Here is a 17,484-nt window from a genome sequence, read left to right on the forward strand (position 1 = left end):
GCAATCTGCCCAGGGCTGCGTTTCACCGTCATAAAGCCTCCAACGCGATCGGCGAGGCCCGGTCGCCACAGGAGACAACACCATGAAGAAGGTTCTCGGACGTTACGGCAATGATCGCGGCCACTGGGTCGGCGACGGCTTCCCGGTTCGCTCGCTGTTTTCCTATGACAGCGTCGGCAAGCAGGTCAGCCCCTTCCTGCTGCTCGACTACGCCGGTCCGCACAACTTCGAGCCGACCGACAAACGTCGCGGCGTCGGCCAGCATCCGCACCGCGGCTTCGAGACCGTGACCATCGTCTATGACGGCGAGGTCGAGCACCGCGACTCGACCGGCCAGGGCGGCGTTATCGGCCCCGGCGACGTCCAGTGGATGACGGCCGGCGGCGGCATCCTGCACGAAGAGTTCCACTCGCCCGCCTTTGCGCGGACCGGCGGCCCCTTCCGCATGGTGCAGCTGTGGGTCAACCTGCCCGCCAAGGACAAGATGACCCGTCCCGGCTACCAGTCGATCCTGAACGCCGACATTCCGTCCGTCGCCCTGCCTGACAATGCGGGGACCGCGCGGATCATCGCCGGCGCGATGGAGGGCTCGAAAGGCCCGGCCAGCACCTTCACCCCCATCAATGTGTGGGACGTGCGGCTGAACCGGGACGCCGAGACGACGTTGAACCTGCCGGAAGGCCACACGGCCATCGTGGTGGTTCTGTCGGGCCGCGTCACCGTCAACGGCGACCAGCCGGCCGGCGCCGCCGAGGCCCTGCTGCTGGACCGCAAGGGCGACAGCGTGACCCTGCATGCCGATGCGGATGCGACTTTGCTGATCCTGACCGGCGAGCCGATCGACGAGCCCATCGTCGGCTACGGCCCGTTCGTGATGAACAGCGAGGACGAGATCCGCACCGCCATCACGGACTTCAACAGCGGCCGCTTCGGCGACATCCCGGCCGCCTGATCCCTCTCACGAAAACTTAAGGCCCGGTCTTCGGACCGGGCCGCAACCCCCAGCCTTAGCCGGACATTCGTCCGAGCGCGGCCCCCTGCCTGAAAGGAAAGACTTCCATGTCCGCTTCCACCCTGCCCGCCAACTTCAACGGCCAGCGTCCGGTCATCGACCCCAATGACGCCGTCATGCTGCTGATCGACCACCAGAGCGGCCTGTTCCAGACCGTGGCCGACATGCCGATGACCACCCTGCGCCGTCACGCCGCCGCCCTGGCCTCCATGGCCACCCTGGCCAAGCTGCCGGTCATCACCACCGCCTCGGTGCCCCAGGGCCCGAACGGCCCGCTGATCCCGGAAATCCACGCCAACGCCCCCCACGCCCAGTATGTGGCGCGCAAGGGCGAGATCAACGCCTGGGACAACCCCGACTTCGTCGCCGCCGTGAAGGCGACCGGCCGCAAGACCCTGATCATCGCCGGCACCATCACCAGCGTCTGCATGGCCTTCCCCGCCATCAGCGCCGCCTATGAGGGCTACAAGGTCTTCGCCGTGGTCGACGCCTCGGGCACCTATTCCAAGATGGCCCAGGAGATCACCCTGGCTCGCGTGGTCCAGGCCGGCGTCGTGCCGATGGACATGGCCGCCGTCGCCTCGGAACTGCAGAAGACCTGGCACCGTGAAGACGCCGCCCAGTGGGCCGAGATCTACACCCAGATCTTCCCCCCCTACCAACTGCTGATCGAAAGCTACGGCAAGGCTCAGCAGGTCGCGACCGACCACGAGACCCTCGACTCGCAACGCGACTGACCGATGCGCGTCGGCTTCGCCTCGCCCCTTCAGACGGGGCGGAGCCGGCGTCATGCGCGCGCCTCGCCAAGACGCAATCCCCCCGGAAAGGAGCCACTCAATGGCCAGCGAACCGATCCGCGATCCGAAGTCGGATCACCTTCTGACCCCCGAAAACTCGGCCTTCGTCATCATCGACTACCAGCCGGTGCAGGTGAACTCCATCGCCTCGATGGACCGCCAACTGCTGGTGAACAACATCGTCGGCACGGCCAAGGCCGCCGTCGCCTACGGCCTGCCGATCATCCACTCGACCGTCAACGTCGAGACCGGCTTGAACCAGCCGCCGATCGGCCAGCTCCGCAAGGTGCTGAAAGACTATCCGACCTATGACCGCACCACGATCAACTCCTGGGAAGACGTGGAATTCCGCAAGGCGGTCGAAGCGACCGGCCGCAAGAAGCTGATCATGACGGCCCTGTGGACCGAGGCCTGCCTGACCTTCCCGGCCCTGGACGCCCTGCGCGACGGCTATGAGGTCTATGTCGTGGCCGACGCCGTCGGCGGCACCTCGGTCGCCGCCCACGAGATGGCCCTGCGCCGCATCGAACAGGCCGGCGGCAAGATGATCTCCGTCCCGCAGCTGTTCTGCGAACTGCAGCGCGACTGGAAGCGTTCGGAAACCGTCCCCGCCTTCATGAACCTGTTCATCGAAACCGGCGGCACGGCCGGGATTCAGTTCTCCTACGACCGAGACTGATCCCTCTGGGGCGGCCCGTCTCCCCCGACGCGGGCCGCCCCTTTTCTTTCCCCCAAGGAGACCGGCCATGGCCGAGCTGTTCATCACCGTCGGTCTGCGGGCCAAGACCGGCAAGGAAGACGCCCTGAGGCAGGATCTCGTCGCCGTCACCCAGACCTCCCAGACCGAAGACGGCGCCCTGCGCTACGAACTGTTCGAGGACAGCGACCAGCCGGGCCTGTTCGTCTTCTTCGAGCACTGGGCGTCCGAGGAAGCCCAATCGCAGCACCACAACCACGGGCCGCACATCCAGCATTTCCAGGCCAACGGCGCGGTCGATGTCGAGAAGATGGAGTTCCTCCACCGCCTGACCCGCGTCGCCTGACTCTTCGCCTCTTTTCATGACCCACGCCGAGGCCGCCATGATTTCTCGAAACGTCGCCGTCGCCGCCCTGGCTCTGCAACTGCTGGGCGCCGCCGCGCCTGCCGTCGCCGCGCCGATGCAGCCGCCCCAGGCCGCCGTCTCCGCGACCGCCCTGCCTGCCTCCGGCGCCTACAAGATCGACCCGACCCACGCCCAGGTCCGCATGAGTTGGAACCACCTGGGCCTGTCGAACCCCGGCGCGGTGTTCGAAACGGTCGAGGGCGTCGTCCGCATCGATGAAGCGACCCCCGAACGCTCAAGCGTCGCGGTGCGCATTCCCGTCAGCGGCGTGGACACCGGCGTGCCGCAACTGGACGCCGACTTCCTGACCGACAAATTCTTCGACGCGGCCCGCCACCCCGACATCACATTCCAGAGCCGTTCGGTCGAGCGCGTGGGCCTGGGACGGGCGTTCAAGGTGCATGGCGACCTGACGGTGCGCGGCGTCACCCGTCCCGTGACCCTGGACGCCGTGCTCAACGGCGCGGGCGCCCACCCCATGACCGGCACGCCGGCGGTCGGCTTTGCAGCCACCGCCGTCCTGAAGCGTTCGGACTTCGGCCTGACCGTCGCCCTGCCCATGGTGAGCGATGAGATCAAGGTCGAGATCACCCTCGAAGCCGTCGCGGATCAAGCCGAAGCCTCATGACTGACCAATATCTGCTGATCGGCCGCATCCTTCTGGTCCTGCTTTTTCTTCAGAGCGGAATCACCAAGTCCATCCGCTTCCAGGAAGGGTTGGGCGAGGTGCGCGCCAAGAAAATCCCCTTCGCGCATCTGGCGCTGCTGGGCACCATCGTCCTGCAACTCGCAGGCAGCGCCCTGCTGATCGCGGGCTGGTTCACCACGCCCGTCGCCGCCCTGATGGCCTTGTTCACCCTCGCCACGGCTGTGATCTTCTATGACTTCTGGAGCGTGAAGGGCGAGGCCCGCGCCGCCGCTCTGAACGGTTTCTTCGAGCACATCAGCATCATCGGCGGCTTCCTGATCCTGATGGCCGCCGGGCCGGGACGCTTTGTGCTCTGACACAGTGCAGGTTACACTCAACGCCATCTGGGAGCAGGAGAAAGCCCAATGATCGAACTCATCATCGAACAGCGCCGCCGTGACCTAGGAGGGTTCGAAGTCGGCCGCGTCCTGCCCTACGCCAAGCGCCGCACGGTCGGTCCCTTCGTCTTCTTCGACCACATGGGCCCGGTCGACATGCCCGCAGGCATCCCCAAGACCGTCGACGTGCGTCCGCACCCGCACATCGGCATCTCGACCCTGACCTATCTATTCTCGGGCGAGATCACCCACCGCGACAGCCTGGGCGTCCAGCAGGACATCCGCCCGGCCGAGGTCAACTGGATGACGGCAGGCAGCGGCGTCACCCACTCCGAACGCTTTGAGCGCGCGCGCCGCGAGGGCGCCCTTCTGGAAGGCATCCAGGCCTGGGTCGCCCTGCCGAACGGTCAGGAAGAGATCGACCCTTCATTCCAGCACGTCACCACCGCCGACCTGCCGACCTGGATCGAAGGCGGGGTCAAGGGCCGCCTGGCCGCCGGCGAGACCATGGGCATGAAGGCCGGCGTCAGCACCTTCTCGCCCCTGCACTACCTGCACCTTGAGCTGGAGCCCGGCGCGCGTTTCCAGACCCCAACCGACCATTCGGAAAGCGCAATCTATGTCGTACAGGGCCTGGTCGAGATCGATGACGGCCGCCCCCTGGGCCACGGCCAGATGGCGGTGCTGGAGAAGGGCGTCGCCTCGGTCATCTGCGCGCTGGAGCCGTCGACCGTCATGGTGCTGGGCGGAGAGCCGGTGGGCGAACGCTTCATCGACTGGAACTTCGTCTCCTCGTCGCAGGACCGCATCGAACAGGCCAAGGCCGACTGGCGCGCCGGTCGCATGAAGCTGCCGGACATGGACGATCAGGAGTTCATCCCCCTGCCGCCCGATCCGACGCCGCCCGCGCCGGCCATGTCCTGAGCGGAGCGCGCAACATGGCCGTCGCACAAGTCCGCATAGGAACCGCCCGCTACCGGACCACGATCCGGACGGGCGGCGATCTGAAGCATGTACTGACCGCCGATGAGCCGGAACGGCTGAACGGCGGCGACCTGGGGCCTGCCCCCTTCGATCTGCTGATTTCGGCGCTGGGGGCCTGCACCGCCATCACGCTGAAGATGTATGCTGAAAAGAAGGGCTGGCCGTTGGAGGAACTGGACATCCGTCTGGAGTACCTGGGAAGCGAAAGCCCGCCGCGGATCAAACGTGTCCTGACGCCTGTCGGTCCGCTGGATGACGCCCAGCGCACGCGTTTGGCCGACGTGGCCGAACGCACGCCCGTGACGCTGGCGATCAAGAACGGCGTGCCGATTCACACCAGCCTGGGCTGACGCCAATCCCGCCGCTGGACCTGCAGGCTCAGTAGGTCCAGCGGACGCCCAGGCGCAGGGTGCGCGGCGGGCCGTAGCCTTCGACCTCGGTTCCCGTCTCGGACACCTCGACAACCTCGTCGAACAGGTTGTCGGCGGCGGCCCAAACAACGGCGGCGGGCGTCATCCGCCATTCCGCACGAGCGTCCACGGCGACGGCGGTGCCCAGGACGCGACTGTTCAGATCGTCCTCGAACCGCTTGCTTTCATAGCGCGCCTGAACGGCCAGGTTCAGGCGGTCGCTGGCGCGCCAGTCCAGGCTCGTCGTCGCGCTCCAGATCGGCGCCTGGGCCGGACGCAGACCGGTCAATTGCGGCGCCGCCGAACCGCCGTCCATGCGAGCGTCGGTGATGGAAACAGCGCCGTCCAGGGTCAGTCGGCCGCCTAGGCTGCGACGCGCCGTCAGTTCAATACCTGTCGCCTCGATGGCCCCGGCGTTCTGGCGTTGACGCAACACGCCGCCAGCGGGGACAAAGCCCGCGCGCGGGAAAGTTCCCGGCCCCTCGCCTATCGTCACATTGACGATGGCGTCCTCAATCCGGTTCCAGAACAAGGTCGCGCCGAAAGTCGCCACGAGCCCCTCATAGGCCAGGCCCGCCTCCACGCCCTGCAGCGTCTCGGGGACCAGGGCGGCGTTCGCCTCCGTCAGGTCATTGCCGACGCGGAACGGGCGGTGCAGTTCGTTCAGGGTGGCGGGCCGGAAGCCCGAATAGGCCGCCGCCCGGGCCGCCCAACCGCCGCCGATCATGCGCCGCGCCGCGAGGCGGGCGCTGACCACCTCGCCCGAGCGGTCAGGGTCGGCCTCGTCGAGGGTCGCCGCGCCGGTCGCGCGATCACGCTCCAGGCGGCGGCCGTTCTCATTGCGCCAGCCGTCCAGACGCAGGCCGCCCGCAACCAGCCACAGATCGTCGCGCCATGACGCCTCGCCATAGAGTCCGGCGACCGAAGTCTCGCCCCCCGCGATCCGGTCGCGCGTGAAGGCGCCGTTCATGTAGCGGAAGCGTTCGCGGGTCTCGCCCTCGTTGAAGCGGGCGTCGGCGCCCAGCTCCCATTCCAGTCGCCCGCCCGCCACGTCGCGCGAGGCGCGACGCAGGGCGGCGTTGACGCCCCAGCCGGTCGCGGGCGTTTCATACTGATCATTTGCGGGCGTGGTCGAGTTGCGGTCCGCCGCCACCGCGACCGAACTGTTGGCGAAATCGCTTTCGCGCCGCCAGGCCTGCAGCCGCCATCCGTAGGCGCCCTCCTGCGGCCGCTTCGCCGCCGTGGCTGACAGCAGGTGGCCGCTGGCGCTGGACCGCGCGCTCTGAAGACCCGAGCCGCGCTCCTCGTCATAGGCCGAAGCGCGCAGGGACAGCCTGGCCGCGCCAAGCGGCGCATCCAGTCGCAGCGCCGCTGCACGGGTCTCGATATCCAAAGGCGTGTCCGCCTTTCCAGCGGCCGCGCCGCGTACGGGAACATAGCCGTCGCTGGTCTCATAAAGGGCTGAGCCGGTCAGACGCAGCGACCCGGCGTCAACACCGACTGCGCCAGCCAGACGCGCGCCGCCCCGCTCTGCGATTGAGGCGTCCAACACGCCGCCTCGTTCCCGCTCGCGCAGCTGGATCACTCCGGTCAGGGCTCCAGCGCCGTAAGGTCCGGCCCCCGCCCCGCGCACAATGTCGAGACTTTCCAGCGCCTCTGTCGGCAGTTGCGACCACAACACCCAGCCGCCGAAGGGGTCGTTTAACGGCACGCCGTCCAGCGTAACCAACGTGCGCCCGGCGCCCGAAGGGGCGATGGCTCGCAATGAAACGCCCTGTGTCGTCGGATTGGCCGCCAGACTGCTCGTACGCCGGAACAGGGAAACCGCCGGAACGCCAGCCAGAGCCTCGTCCAGCCGCGCCGCACGATCCAACGCAGCACCGTCCAGCCGGATCACAGAAAAGGCCGCCTCGCCCGCTGCGGGCGGCAAACGCGCCGCTGTGACCACCACTTCATCGATAACCGTCGGCTGTGACTCGAACAAAGCTCATCCCCCTTGGACCGGCCGCGCCCATACATCTGTTCGCCGCCGCACAAGAACAGGGCGCCGCTCGCTTGGTTGCAAGCCGGATCGACGCGGGCGCGAGGAGACCCGCGTCGCCCAAATAGCCGCCCTATCAATAGCTTGAGGATTTCTAAATTACGGCCGCGTGATCAACATGCCTTATTGCGCGCCGTTTTTAGCCTCTTTTTGCAGCGCAACAACATGATTAAACCCCCCTTGACCGTCCTGGCGCTTCTTTCGAGCACGAGCCTCTGCACCATGGCGCACGCCCAAACGGCGGAAAACGCCACGGAAACTCAAACTTCGCACGCCGTGGCAGACGTGATCGTGACCGGCTCCAACATCCGGCGCGCCAACACCGAAGGCTTCAACCCGGTTCAGGTGATCGGGCGCGAGGAGCTGGAAAGCTCAGGCAAGTCGACGACGGCGGACCTGCTGCGCTCGATCTCGGCCAACACCGGCAACGGCTCGAACGAGACCCAGAACAGCGGCTGGTCGTCCGGCGCGGCGGGCATCGGCCTGCGCGGCCTGTCGCAGAAGAACACCCTGGTGCTGCTGAACGGGCGCCGCGTGGCCAACTACGGCTTCCCCGGCGGCGGCCTGTCGGACACCTTTGTCAACCTGAACGCCCTGCCGATGGTGGCGACCCAGCGCCTGGAGGTGCTGAAGGACGGCGCTTCGGCCGTCTATGGCTCGGACGCGGTGGCGGGCGTCACCAACATCATCACCCGCCAGAACTTCCAGGGGCTGGAGTTCGGCGCCAGCTATGGCGTCGCCGGTCAGGGCGGGCTGGAGACCTCGACCGCCAAACTGGTCGCCGGGCATGGCGACCTGGAGACGGACGGCTACAACATCCTGCTGTCGCTGGAAGCCTATACCCGCAATCGGCTGGATCAGGACCAGCGCGACCTGACCAGGTCGGGCATCTACACCGACCTGCCCGGCGGCCGCTGGAACGGCTGGTCGGCCAAGGGGGCGCGCTTCCTGGTCGACGGCAAGTCCGTGCCCTTCCTCGACGCCCAGGGCCAGTGCCCTGAAGGCATGGTGCTGACCGCCAGCCCCCCGATCGACGGTCTGGCCGGCGACACCTGCGCCATCAACCTGGCGCCGCACACGACGCTGATCCCCTCGACCGACCGCTATCAGGCCTATCTGTTCGGGACCAAGCGCCTGACACCGCAGATCGAGGCCTTCGTCGAGGTGCTGTATTCCTATGTCGAGGGGGCGTCCCTGTTCGGCTCCAGCCCCTTCTTCACGCTGGAAGGCGGGCGGTTCGCTCTGAACGCCCAGACCGGGCTGGCCGAGCCGGTGTCCAATCTGCTGCCCGCCAACAACCCCTACAATCCCTACGGCGTCGCCACGCCGATCGAATACACCTTCTTCGATCTGGGCCGGACGCTGAAGACCAATGAGTCCAAGTCCTATCGCGCCCTGGCTGGGGTGCGCGGGCGCCATGACCGCTTCGACTGGGAGGCCGCCGTCTTCGCCTCGGGCAGCGACGAGCGCGAGACGGTGTCGGGCGGCTTCGCCCATCGCTGGAACCTGGCCGACGCCCTGGCCAACGGTACGCTGAACCTGCACGATCCGGGGGCCACGCCGCAGGCCGTGCTGGACGGCATCCGCCTGTCGACCCTGCGTCCGGCGGAGTCGCGCCTCTATGGGGCCGACTTCAAGATCTCGGGCGAACTGTTCAACCTGCCCGCCGGTCAGGTCGGCTACGCCGCCGGGGTCGAGTTCCGCCATGAGAGCCTGGTCTCGCGCAATCCGTGGCAGATCGACGCCGGGCTGCAGATCCGCCCTGCCATCGCCGCCGTGGACGGCGAGCGCGACGTCTGGGCCGCCTATGCCGAATTCAACATCCCCGTCCTGAGCAATCTGGACATCCAGGTCGCCGCGCGGGCGGATGAATACAGCGACTTCGGCAGCGCCTTCTCGCCCAAGGCGGGCGTGCGGTGGAAGCCGCTGGAGTGGCTGGCGCTGCGGGCTTCGGCCTCACGCGGGTTCCGCGCGCCGTCGCTGTCGGAGAACTCGGCCTCGACCATGATCTCCTACGGCTCGGTCATCGACCCCTATGATCCCGACCTGCCCAACTCGCGCCAGAGCCCGACCTTTTTCACCGTCGGCAACACCGATCTGGAGCCGGAAAAGACCCGATCCTACAATCTGGGCGTCGTCTTCACCCCGACGCGCGACACGGCGCTCAGCATCGACTGGTATCAGATCAAGCTCGACAACCTGATCGGCACGGGCAACGCCACCGCCATCGTCCAGGGCAACGATCCCGCCGACGTCATCCGCGACGAACGCGGCAAGCTGCAGGCCGTCTACAACCGCTATCGCAATCTGACGGCGCTGGAGACGTCGGGCATCGACGTGGACTTCAGCCAGCGCTGGCGCACCGAGGACTGGGGCTTGGGCGATTGGGGGACGTTCACCGTCTCCAGCGCCTATACGCACCTGCTGGAATACAAGCGGCCGAACGCGGCGGGCGGGCCGCTGCTGGACTACGCCGGTTCGAACCGAGGGGCGACCCTGCCGGCGCACAAGGCAACGACGCGGCTGGCCTGGAACCGCGACGTCTTCGACGCCAACCTAACCTGGTATTATACTTCCGGCTATGATCAGGTGCCGGTTGTCGGGGGACAATCGCGCGTGGACGCCTATCACCAGTTCGATCTGTATGCGGCGTGGTCCGGGCTGGAGCGCGTGACGCTCTACGCCAAGGTCGAGAACCTGCTGGACGAAGCGCCGCCGCACGACGCCTCCTTCCCTGGCGTCCGCGCCCCCTACGACTTTGGCCAGTACGATCTGCGCGGGCGCTATTTCCGCGTCGGCTTCGACGTCCGCTTCTGATTGAGACCACTACAATGAACGCCAGAGCCGCCCCTTCCCTGTTCACCCGCCGCAAACTGGCCGCAGGCGCCGCTCTGGCTGTTCTGTTCAGTGCAACTGCGTTGTCCGTACCGACGTCCGCCGTCGCACAGAGCGCCTATTTCTTCCCTCAGGCGGCGGCGGGGGACTTCGACCCCGCCATTCCGACGCCCGAAGCCTTCCTCGGCTATCCGATCGGCACGCACTACACCCGTCACGATCGCATCGTGGACTATCTGCGCGAGCTGGCCCGCCTGTCGGATCGGGTCACGGTCGAGGAGATCGGCCGTAGCTATGAAGAGCGGCCCCTGCTGTCCGTGGTCATCACCTCGGGCGCCAATCAGGGCCGGATCGACCAGATCCAGCGCGCCCATATCGCCGCGGGCGATCCCGGCGGCCCGGCCGCCACGGCCGACGCCCCGGTCGTCGTCGGCCTGTTCTACAGCGTCCACGGCAATGAAACCTCCAGCGGCGAAGCGGCCCTGCTGACCGCCTACTACCTGGCCGCCGGGCGCTCGCCCGAGGTGCTGGACTGGCTGGACAAGGCCGTGGTCGTCATCGACCCGTCCCAGAACCCGGACGGCCGCGACCGCGCCGCCAACTGGCACAACGCCTGGAAGAACCAGCCCGCCGTCGCCGACCCGCTGGACAAGGAGCACGTCGAGGCCTGGCCCGCCGGTCGCACCAACCACTATTTCACCGACCTGAACCGCGACTGGTTGGCGGTGACGCAGAAAGAGACGCGCGCCAAGCTGGAAGCCTTCCACCGCTGGCGGCCCCACATCCAGATCGACTTCCACGAAATGGGCGCGGGCAGCACCTATTATTTCGAGCCCTCGCCCGCCAGCATGGAAAGCCCGCTGCTGCCGCGCGCCAGCTACGAATGGAACGTGACGCTGGCCAAGTATCACGCCCAGGCGTTGGATAGCCTCGGTTCGCTCTATTACACGCGCGAAGTCTTCGACAACTTCTCGCCGGTCTACGGCTCGACCTATCCCGACTTCCACGGCGGGGTCGGGGTGACGGTCGAACAGGCCAGCTCGCGAGGCCTGGTGCAGGACACGGCCAACGGCCCGCTGACCTTCCCCTTCACCATCCGCAATCAGGCCAACGTCGGCCTGGCCACCATCCGCGGCGCCGTCGCCGAGCGCGCCGGGTTGCAGGCCTTCCAGCGCGACTTCTTCCGCTCGGCCGTCGAACAGGGGCGGCGCCACTCCAGCCAGGCCTTCGTCTTCGGCGATGCGGCCGATCCGGGCCTGACGCGCCAGACGCTGGACCTGCTTCTGGCCCACCACATTCAGGTCCATCCGCTGACCGAGCGGGTGACGCAGAACGGCCGCGCCTATGAGCCGGGCAGCGCCTATGTCGTGCCCTCGGCCCAGCCGCAGTTCCGCCTGGTGCACTCCATCTTCGACCGGACGCCCCCGACCAAGGGCAGCGTCTATGGCAGCACCTCCTATTCGGTCGCCCTGGCCTATGGGTTGAAAAGCGACGGCCTGCGCCGCGTCCCCGCCCACGGGTCCGTTGTGACCGAGACCCCCGTCGCGAACGGCGGCGTCAGCGGGCCTCAGGACGCCTATGCCTATGTCATCGACTGGCGCGACCTGAACGCGCCGCGTGTTCTGGCCGCCCTGCTGCGTCAGGACGTGCGCGTCCGCGCCGCGTTCGAGCCGCTGACCGCAAGGACGGCGGCCGGCGACAGCGCCTTCGGACGCGGCTCCCTGGTCGTGACCACGGCGGGACAATCGCTGGACGCGGCCGCCCTGCGCGCCTACGTCGACACGGCCGCGCGCGAGGCGGGCGTGGTCGCCCACGCCGTCTCGACCGGCCAAAGCGTCGCGGGCGTCGATCTGGGCAGCGACAATGTGAAAGTCGTGCGCGCCCCTCGCATCGCCCTAGTCATGGGCGAGGGCGTCAACGCCACCGAAATCGGCGCGACCTGGTTCGCCCTGAGCGAGCGGCTGAACTATCCGGCGACGCGGCTTGACCCGTCCCAGTTGGGCCGCATGCCGCTAGGAAGCTATGACAGCATCGTCCTGTCCGGCGGGCGCTACGACAACCTGAGCCAGCCGACGGTCGACGCCCTAAAGGCCTGGGTGCGGGCGGGCGGCTCACTGGTGGTGTTCGGCAGCGCCGCACGCTGGGCCGCCGCCAACGGCCTGGCCCCGCAAACCGCCTCCGAAGACGAGAAGAAGGCCGAGGTTGAGCGCCGCGACTACGCCGACCGCAGCGCGATCCAGGGCGAACAGCGCACGGCGGGCAACGCCCTGTCGGCCGACGTCGACATCAGCCACCCGCTGGCCTTCGGCCTGTCGCGCCGCGACCTGTTCGTGAACAAGGAGACGGACGTGGTTCTGGCGCCCGTGTCCGATCCCTTCGCCAACGTCGTGCGGATCGAGACCAGCCCGCAGGTCAACGGCTACCTGCCCGAAGCCCTGCGCGCCCGCTCGGCGGGCTCGGTCTGGGCGCAGGTGAACCCGATCGGGGCGGGCAACGTCGTCCTGTTCGCCGACGACCCGGCCCACCGCAAATACTGGCTGGGGACGGAGCGTCTGCTGATCAACGCCCTGTTCCTGTCGAATCATCTCTCATCTGGACGACGTTGAGCCAGAGAGATCAGGCGCGCAGCGTGGCCCCGCCGTCGACGTAGAGGTCCGTCATAGTGATGTGGGCGGCACGATCGGACAGCAGAAAGACCACCGCCTCGGCGATGTCCTCGGGCGTCGCCAGCTTCTGCAACGGAATGCCCGCCTTGAACGTGTCGGGCGAGCCGGCGATGACGCGGGCGGCGCCGTCCTCATCGGCCCACATGCCGGTCTGCATCGGCGTCAGGGTCGAGCCGGGGGCGACGATGTTGCAGCGGACGCCCTTCGGCCCCAGCTCCAGCCCCAGACAGCGGGTGAACATGGTCGCCGCCGCCTTGGACGCGGCATAGGCCGCCATCGCATGACGCGGCACGCCCGCCGCGTTGGAGCTGACGGTGACGAAGGCGCCCTCGCCCCGCTCGCCCATCCGGCGCGACGCCGCGCGCCCCAGATGGAAGACGCCGTCCGCATTGACCGCGAAGACACGGCGCCATTCAGCGTCGGAGGTCTGATCCACCGTCACATTGGACAGGACGCCCGCGACGCTGGCCACCAAGTCGATCGGGCCGTCCTCGGCCTCGATGCGGTCGAACAGGGCCTCGACCGCCGCGCCGTCGGACACGTCCAGCGGCTCGACCCGCACGCCGTTCAGGAAGGCCAGACCCGACAGGGCGGTGGACGGCAGATCGGTCGCGACCACGCGCGCGCCCTCCTCGACCAGCAGGCGCACCACGGCGGCGCCGATGCCGCCGCCCGCGCCCGTGACCAGGGCCAGACGGCCGGACAGTCCGCTGTCTCTCATCGTGTCGTATCCTCTGCGGCGGTCATGCGGGCGTCCAGCGCCGGAGCGATCAGGGCCGTCGCCGCCGGGCCGGTCAGTTGCGGGTGCAGGAAGGGAACCTCGACCACATCCAGATCAGCGGCGTAAGGGCGCCACAGGCCCGGCGTCAGGTCGCGCTCCTGATGGTCCAGCGCCGCGCGCACGTGGGTGGTGCGGCCGCCGAAGGGCTTGTGATGATGTTCCCGCACCAGACGGTTGGTGTCGAGCACCACGCGGATCACCCCGTCCAGCGCAGCCTCGGGCAGGCCGCCCAGAGCGCTGTCGCCCGCCTTCAGGAAGGCGACAATGGCCGCGCGGCTACGCAGCTCGGGATACTGGGTCGGGTCATATCCGGCGATGGCCAGCAGGGCGCGCATGGCGTCGACCGGATCCGGGTCCGGCTCGGCGCGCCAGCATTCGGCCGGATAGGAGTCCAGCATGGCCATCAGCCCGACCTTGACCCCGCGCCGCTCCAGCTCGACCGCCGCCGCCTGGGCGATGATGCCGCCCACGGACCAGCCTGCGATATGCACCGGACCGGGCGCGCCCAAGGCCAGAATGTGATCGACATAGACCGACGCCAGAGCCTCGATCCCGTCCGGAAGGGCGTTGTCGGGGTCCAGCGCGGGCGACTGCATGCCCCACACCGTGCGGCGCGGCGACAGGGCGCGCGCCAGGGTGCGATAGCCCCACGACAGCCCCCCCGCCGGGTGGATCAGGAACAGCGGCGGCAGGGCCGGATCGCCCTCGGCCAGACGGATCAGCACACCCAGCCCATTGTCGAAGTCCAGCGCCTCGGCGTCGATCAGGGTGGCCAGTTCAGCCACGCGCGGCCGGTCGAACAGAGCGCCCAGCCCCGGATCGCGCCCCAGCCGCTCGCGGATCAGCATCATCAGGTGCACCGCCAGCAGGGAGTCGCCGCCCAGAGTGAAGAAATCGTCGTCGGCGCCCGCCGCTTCGGCCCTGCCCAGCGTCTCGGCGAACAGTTCGGCGATGATTCTCTCGGTCGGCGTCTCGGCCGCCCGACCCGCTGCAGCCTCGAACACGGGTGCGGGCAGCGCCTTGCGGTCCAGCTTGCCGTTGGAAGTCGTCGGCAGGGCGTCCAGCGCCACGATGGCGGCGGGGACCATGTAGTCGGGCAGGCGCGCGGCCAGCTTGGCCTTCAGGGCGGCGGGGTCGTAGCCCTCGGCCGGGACCAGATAGGCGACCAGACGGCGCTCGCCGGGGCGATCCTCGCGGGCCAGCACCACCGTCTCGCGCGCCAGACCGCTGGCGATGACGGCGGCTTCGATCTCGCCCAGTTCGATGCGCAGGCCGCGGATCTTCACCTGATGGTCGCTGCGGCCCAGATAGACGACCGCGCCGTCCGCCCGCCTGCGCGCCACGTCGCCGGTGCGGTACAGCCTCTGGCCCGGATGGTGCGGGTCGGGGATGAAGCGGTCCTCGGTCAGGTCGGGCCGGTTCAGATAGCCGCGCGCCAGCTGGACCCCGCCCAGATGCAGATGGCCGCCCATGCCGGGCGCCACAGGGCGCAGCCGCTCGTCCAGAATGACCAGCCGCGTGTTCCACACCGGCCAGCCGATCGGCATGGGGCAGGACGTATCGTCCGGCCCGGCGGCCCAATAGCTGACGTCCACCGCCGCCTCGGTCGGGCCGTAGAGGTTGTGCAACTCGGCGCTCACCGTCTGGTGGAAACGGTCGCGGAGTTCGGCGGGCAGTTCCTCGCCGCTGCAGAAGACGTGGGCGACCGCGATTCCCTTCGCCGCCGGATCGGCCAGAAAGGCCGACAGCATGGAGGGGACGAAGTGCAGGTCGGTGATCGCATGGCGGCGGATCAGCCCGGCGATGGCCGCCGGATCGCGGTGCGCGCCGGGCGGCGCCACGACCAGTTCTCCGCCCGAAATCAGGGCCAGGAAGAACTCCCACACCGACACGTCGAAGGTGGCGGGCGTCTTCTGCAGGATGCGGGTGTGGGCGCCGATACCGTATTCGGCCTGCATCCACAGCAGGCGGTTGACGATGGCCCGATGCTCGACCAGCACCCCCTTGGGATCGCCGGTCGACCCCGAGGTGTAGATGACATAGGCGGCGTCCTCGCCCCCTTGCGCCACGGCAGGAGCCGCCCCGTCCAGCGGCCAGTCGGCGGGCGCCAGCAGGGCCTCGCCGATCGCGCCGCCGATATCTTCATGAGCCAGCACGACGCTCGGTCCGGCGGCGCGGACGATGGCGGCGATGCGCTCGGCCGGGTGCTCCAGATCGAGCGGCAGATAGGCGCCGCCTGCGCGTAAGGTCGCAACCAGCGCGATGACCAGTTCCAGCGAACGCGGCAGGGCGACGGCGACGAGGCTCTCGCGCCCCACGCCGCGCGCCGCCAGGGCCGAGGCCAGCGCCGCCGTGCGGCGGTCAAGCTCGGCGTAGGTCAGGGTCTGATCGCCGAAGGTCAGCGCCGGGGCGTCCGGCGTCGCCTTCATCGCCGCCTCCAGCAGGGCGGTCAGCGTCGTGTCGGGGACCGGGTGGGCGGTGGCGTTGAAGGCGTCGAGTTCGCGCGCGGCCTCGCCCGGCGTGGCGATGGGAACCTCGCCCAGCGTCTCGGCATCGAGGGCATTGGTCAGGAAGGCGGCCAGACGCTCTGCGTGGGCGGCGGCCTCCTCCAGCGTGTAGAGGTCGGGGTTGGCGTCGACCTCCAGCGTCAGGGCCGGGGCGGCGTCGCCGCGGAAGGTGAAGCTGATGTCGTCCACCGGCCCGGCGCCCAGCACCTTCAGCGTCGTGCCCAGCCCCGCAAAGCGCGGCGGCAGGTCAAACGGCAGGACGTTGACCAGCGGCCCGTACAGCCGCCGCGCCCCGCCGATCAGGCCCAGGTCGCGCCGCAGCTGCTCGCTGCGGTAACGGCCGTGGCGGCGGGTCTTGATCAGGGCCTTGGAAGCGAGGATCAGCTGCTCGTCCAGCGGGGCGTCCTCGTCCAGCGTCAGACGCAGCGGCGGGACGTTCATGATCATGGCGGGCGTGCGCGCCGAGGCGCTGCCCATGCGGCCCATCCACGGCACGCCGATCACGGCCTCTTCCGCGCCCGAGAAGCGGCGGACATAGGCGGCGCCGATGGCGGTCAGCACGTCGGGCCAGGACAGGCGCCCGGCGTCGGCGCGGGCGCGCAGGCGGGCCGTGACCTCAGGCGGCAGGGCGCGCTCGATGCGGTGGAAGCGATGGGCGGTCGTCGCCTTGCCGGGCGCCAGAGAGGCGACCTCGGGCGCGTCGCCCATTATCTCGCGCCAGTAGGCCGCGTCGGCCGTGCGCTTGTCCGAGGCGCGATAGGCGGCGTCCTCGTCCCACACCCTGGCGATGGGGTTGAAGACCGGACCGGGCGCCGGGCCGCCGTGCGCAGCGTTGTAAAGCTCGGCCACGCGGTTGGTCAGCAGAGCCATGCCGAAGCCGTCGGTGGCCAGATGGTGAACGCGCAGACTCCACAGGAAGCGTTGCGGCCCCATGCAGAACAGGATGTTGGCGGCCAGCGGGTCGCGCGTCGGGTCCAGCGGCGTCTCATGATCGCGGCGCATGGCGGCCATGGCCTCGGCGACCGGATCGGCGGCGGCGGACACGTCGACGATCTGAAGCAGCGGGCGATGGGCCGGGTCGAGGGTCTGGAACACTTCGCCGTCTCGTTCGGCGAAACGCAGCGACAGGGCCTCGGCCTCGGCGGCGGTCTGATCGACGGCGGCGTGAAAGGCCTCAACGTCCAGATCGCCCCGGATATCGAGATAGTGGGCCGTGTTGAAGATCGGGTTGGCCGGGTCCAGCCTCTGGGCGAACCACAGGCCGGATTGGGCTTCCGTCAGCGGATATTCCAGCACCGCCGCCATGCGTCCGTCGTCCATGA

At 68.7% G+C, this 17,484-nt stretch carries 13 protein-coding genes; 10 read left to right on the top strand and 3 right to left on the bottom strand.

All coding sequences use genetic code 11. The features are described 5' to 3' along the window. Positions 1 to 82: 82 nt before the first annotated feature. From EGK63_RS11520 to EGK63_RS11555, 8 genes are all read left to right on the top strand, one after another. A complete protein-coding gene (locus EGK63_RS11520) occupies positions 83 to 952 on the top strand; it encodes a pirin family protein (protein WP_125901591.1) in 870 nt (289 codons plus the stop codon). 107 nt (positions 953 to 1,059) lie between these two features. Continuing rightward, a complete protein-coding gene (locus EGK63_RS11525) occupies positions 1,060 to 1,749 on the top strand; it encodes an isochorismatase family protein (RefSeq protein ID WP_125901592.1) in 690 nt (229 codons plus the stop codon). Between the two features lie 100 nt (positions 1,750 to 1,849). Beyond that, positions 1,850 to 2,488: a hydrolase gene (locus tag EGK63_RS11530; RefSeq protein ID WP_125901593.1), complete on the top strand. Its 639-nt coding sequence runs from the start codon at positions 1,850 to 1,852 to the stop codon at positions 2,486 to 2,488. A 67-nt stretch (positions 2,489 to 2,555) separates the two neighbouring features. Beyond that, positions 2,556 to 2,852: a putative quinol monooxygenase gene (locus EGK63_RS11535; RefSeq protein WP_125901594.1), complete on the top strand. Its 297-nt coding sequence runs from the start codon at positions 2,556 to 2,558 to the stop codon at positions 2,850 to 2,852. 37 nt (positions 2,853 to 2,889) lie between these two features. After that, positions 2,890 to 3,540, top strand: coding sequence for a YceI family protein (locus EGK63_RS11540; RefSeq protein WP_165906588.1), 651 nt, complete (start codon positions 2,890 to 2,892; stop codon positions 3,538 to 3,540). Continuing rightward, complete coding sequence (locus EGK63_RS11545; RefSeq protein WP_125901596.1) at positions 3,537 to 3,917, top strand: DoxX family protein; 381 nt, start codon at positions 3,537 to 3,539, stop codon at positions 3,915 to 3,917. The genes EGK63_RS11540 and EGK63_RS11545 overlap by 4 nt, the downstream gene beginning before the upstream one ends. 48 nt (positions 3,918 to 3,965) lie before the next feature. Then, positions 3,966 to 4,862 (top strand): pirin family protein, encoded by an 897-nt coding sequence (locus EGK63_RS11550; protein ID WP_125901597.1) that lies wholly within the window; start codon positions 3,966 to 3,968, stop codon positions 4,860 to 4,862. A 14-nt stretch (positions 4,863 to 4,876) separates the two neighbouring features. Beyond that, positions 4,877 to 5,272: an OsmC family protein gene (locus EGK63_RS11555; protein WP_125901598.1), complete on the top strand. Its 396-nt coding sequence runs from the start codon at positions 4,877 to 4,879 to the stop codon at positions 5,270 to 5,272. A 28-nt stretch (positions 5,273 to 5,300) separates the two neighbouring features. Here the strand turns inward: EGK63_RS11555 and EGK63_RS11560 are convergent, their stop codons facing one another. Continuing rightward, entirely contained in the window at positions 5,301 to 7,316 is a 2,016-nt protein-coding gene (locus tag EGK63_RS11560) for a TonB-dependent receptor (RefSeq protein ID WP_125901599.1), read from the bottom strand. A 279-nt stretch (positions 7,317 to 7,595) separates the two neighbouring features. Here EGK63_RS11560 and EGK63_RS11565 point away from each other — a divergent pair, with 279 nt between their 5' ends. Together EGK63_RS11565 and EGK63_RS11570 are read left to right on the top strand one after the other, a co-directional pair. Further along, entirely contained in the window at positions 7,596 to 10,190 is a 2,595-nt protein-coding gene (locus EGK63_RS11565) for a TonB-dependent receptor (RefSeq protein ID WP_243637668.1), read from the top strand. Between the two features lie 14 nt (positions 10,191 to 10,204). Next, a complete protein-coding gene (locus EGK63_RS11570; protein ID WP_125901601.1) occupies positions 10,205 to 12,814 on the top strand; it encodes a M14 family zinc carboxypeptidase in 2,610 nt (869 codons plus the stop codon). A 10-nt stretch (positions 12,815 to 12,824) separates the two neighbouring features. Here EGK63_RS11570 and EGK63_RS11575 read toward each other — a convergent pair whose 3' ends face one another. Together EGK63_RS11575 and EGK63_RS11580 are read right to left on the bottom strand one after the other, a co-directional pair. Next, positions 12,825 to 13,595 (bottom strand): 2,3-dihydro-2,3-dihydroxybenzoate dehydrogenase, encoded by a 771-nt coding sequence (locus EGK63_RS11575; protein WP_125901602.1) that lies wholly within the window; start codon positions 13,593 to 13,595, stop codon positions 12,825 to 12,827. Next, positions 13,592 to 17,482 carry a non-ribosomal peptide synthetase gene (locus tag EGK63_RS11580; protein WP_125901603.1) on the bottom strand — a complete coding sequence of 1,297 codons (3,891 nt, stop codon included), beginning with the start codon at positions 17,480 to 17,482 and terminating at the stop codon, positions 13,592 to 13,594. Before EGK63_RS11580 ends, EGK63_RS11575 begins: the two co-directional genes overlap by 4 nt. Positions 17,483 to 17,484: the final 2 nt, after the last annotated feature.

Source organism: Brevundimonas sp. 357 (genome assembly GCF_003938605.1).
Taxonomy (GTDB): domain Bacteria; phylum Pseudomonadota; class Alphaproteobacteria; order Caulobacterales; family Caulobacteraceae; genus Brevundimonas.

Excerpts from the sequence above, each read along its gene's own strand:
- EGK63_RS11520 (WP_125901591.1), top strand. The coding sequence starts at position 83 with ATGAAGAAGGTTCTCGGACGTTACGGCAATGATCGCGGCCACTGGGTC.
- EGK63_RS11525 (WP_125901592.1), top strand. The coding sequence starts at position 1,060 with ATGTCCGCTTCCACCCTGCCCGCCAACTTCAACGGCCAGCGTCCGGTC.
- EGK63_RS11530 (WP_125901593.1), top strand. The coding sequence starts at position 1,850 with ATGGCCAGCGAACCGATCCGCGATCCGAAGTCGGATCACCTTCTGACC.
- EGK63_RS11535 (WP_125901594.1), top strand. The coding sequence starts at position 2,556 with ATGGCCGAGCTGTTCATCACCGTCGGTCTGCGGGCCAAGACCGGCAAG.
- EGK63_RS11540 (WP_165906588.1), top strand. The coding sequence starts at position 2,890 with ATGATTTCTCGAAACGTCGCCGTCGCCGCCCTGGCTCTGCAACTGCTG.
- EGK63_RS11545 (WP_125901596.1), top strand. The coding sequence starts at position 3,537 with ATGACTGACCAATATCTGCTGATCGGCCGCATCCTTCTGGTCCTGCTT.
- EGK63_RS11550 (WP_125901597.1), top strand. The coding sequence starts at position 3,966 with ATGATCGAACTCATCATCGAACAGCGCCGCCGTGACCTAGGAGGGTTC.
- EGK63_RS11555 (WP_125901598.1), top strand. The coding sequence starts at position 4,877 with ATGGCCGTCGCACAAGTCCGCATAGGAACCGCCCGCTACCGGACCACG.
- EGK63_RS11565 (WP_243637668.1), top strand. The coding sequence starts at position 7,596 with ATGGCGCACGCCCAAACGGCGGAAAACGCCACGGAAACTCAAACTTCG.
- EGK63_RS11570 (WP_125901601.1), top strand. The coding sequence starts at position 10,205 with ATGAACGCCAGAGCCGCCCCTTCCCTGTTCACCCGCCGCAAACTGGCC.
- EGK63_RS11575 (WP_125901602.1), bottom strand. The coding sequence starts at position 13,595 with ATGAGAGACAGCGGACTGTCCGGCCGTCTGGCCCTGGTCACGGGCGCG.
- EGK63_RS11580 (WP_125901603.1), bottom strand. The coding sequence starts at position 17,482 with ATGGACGACGGACGCATGGCGGCGGTGCTGGAATATCCGCTGACGGAA.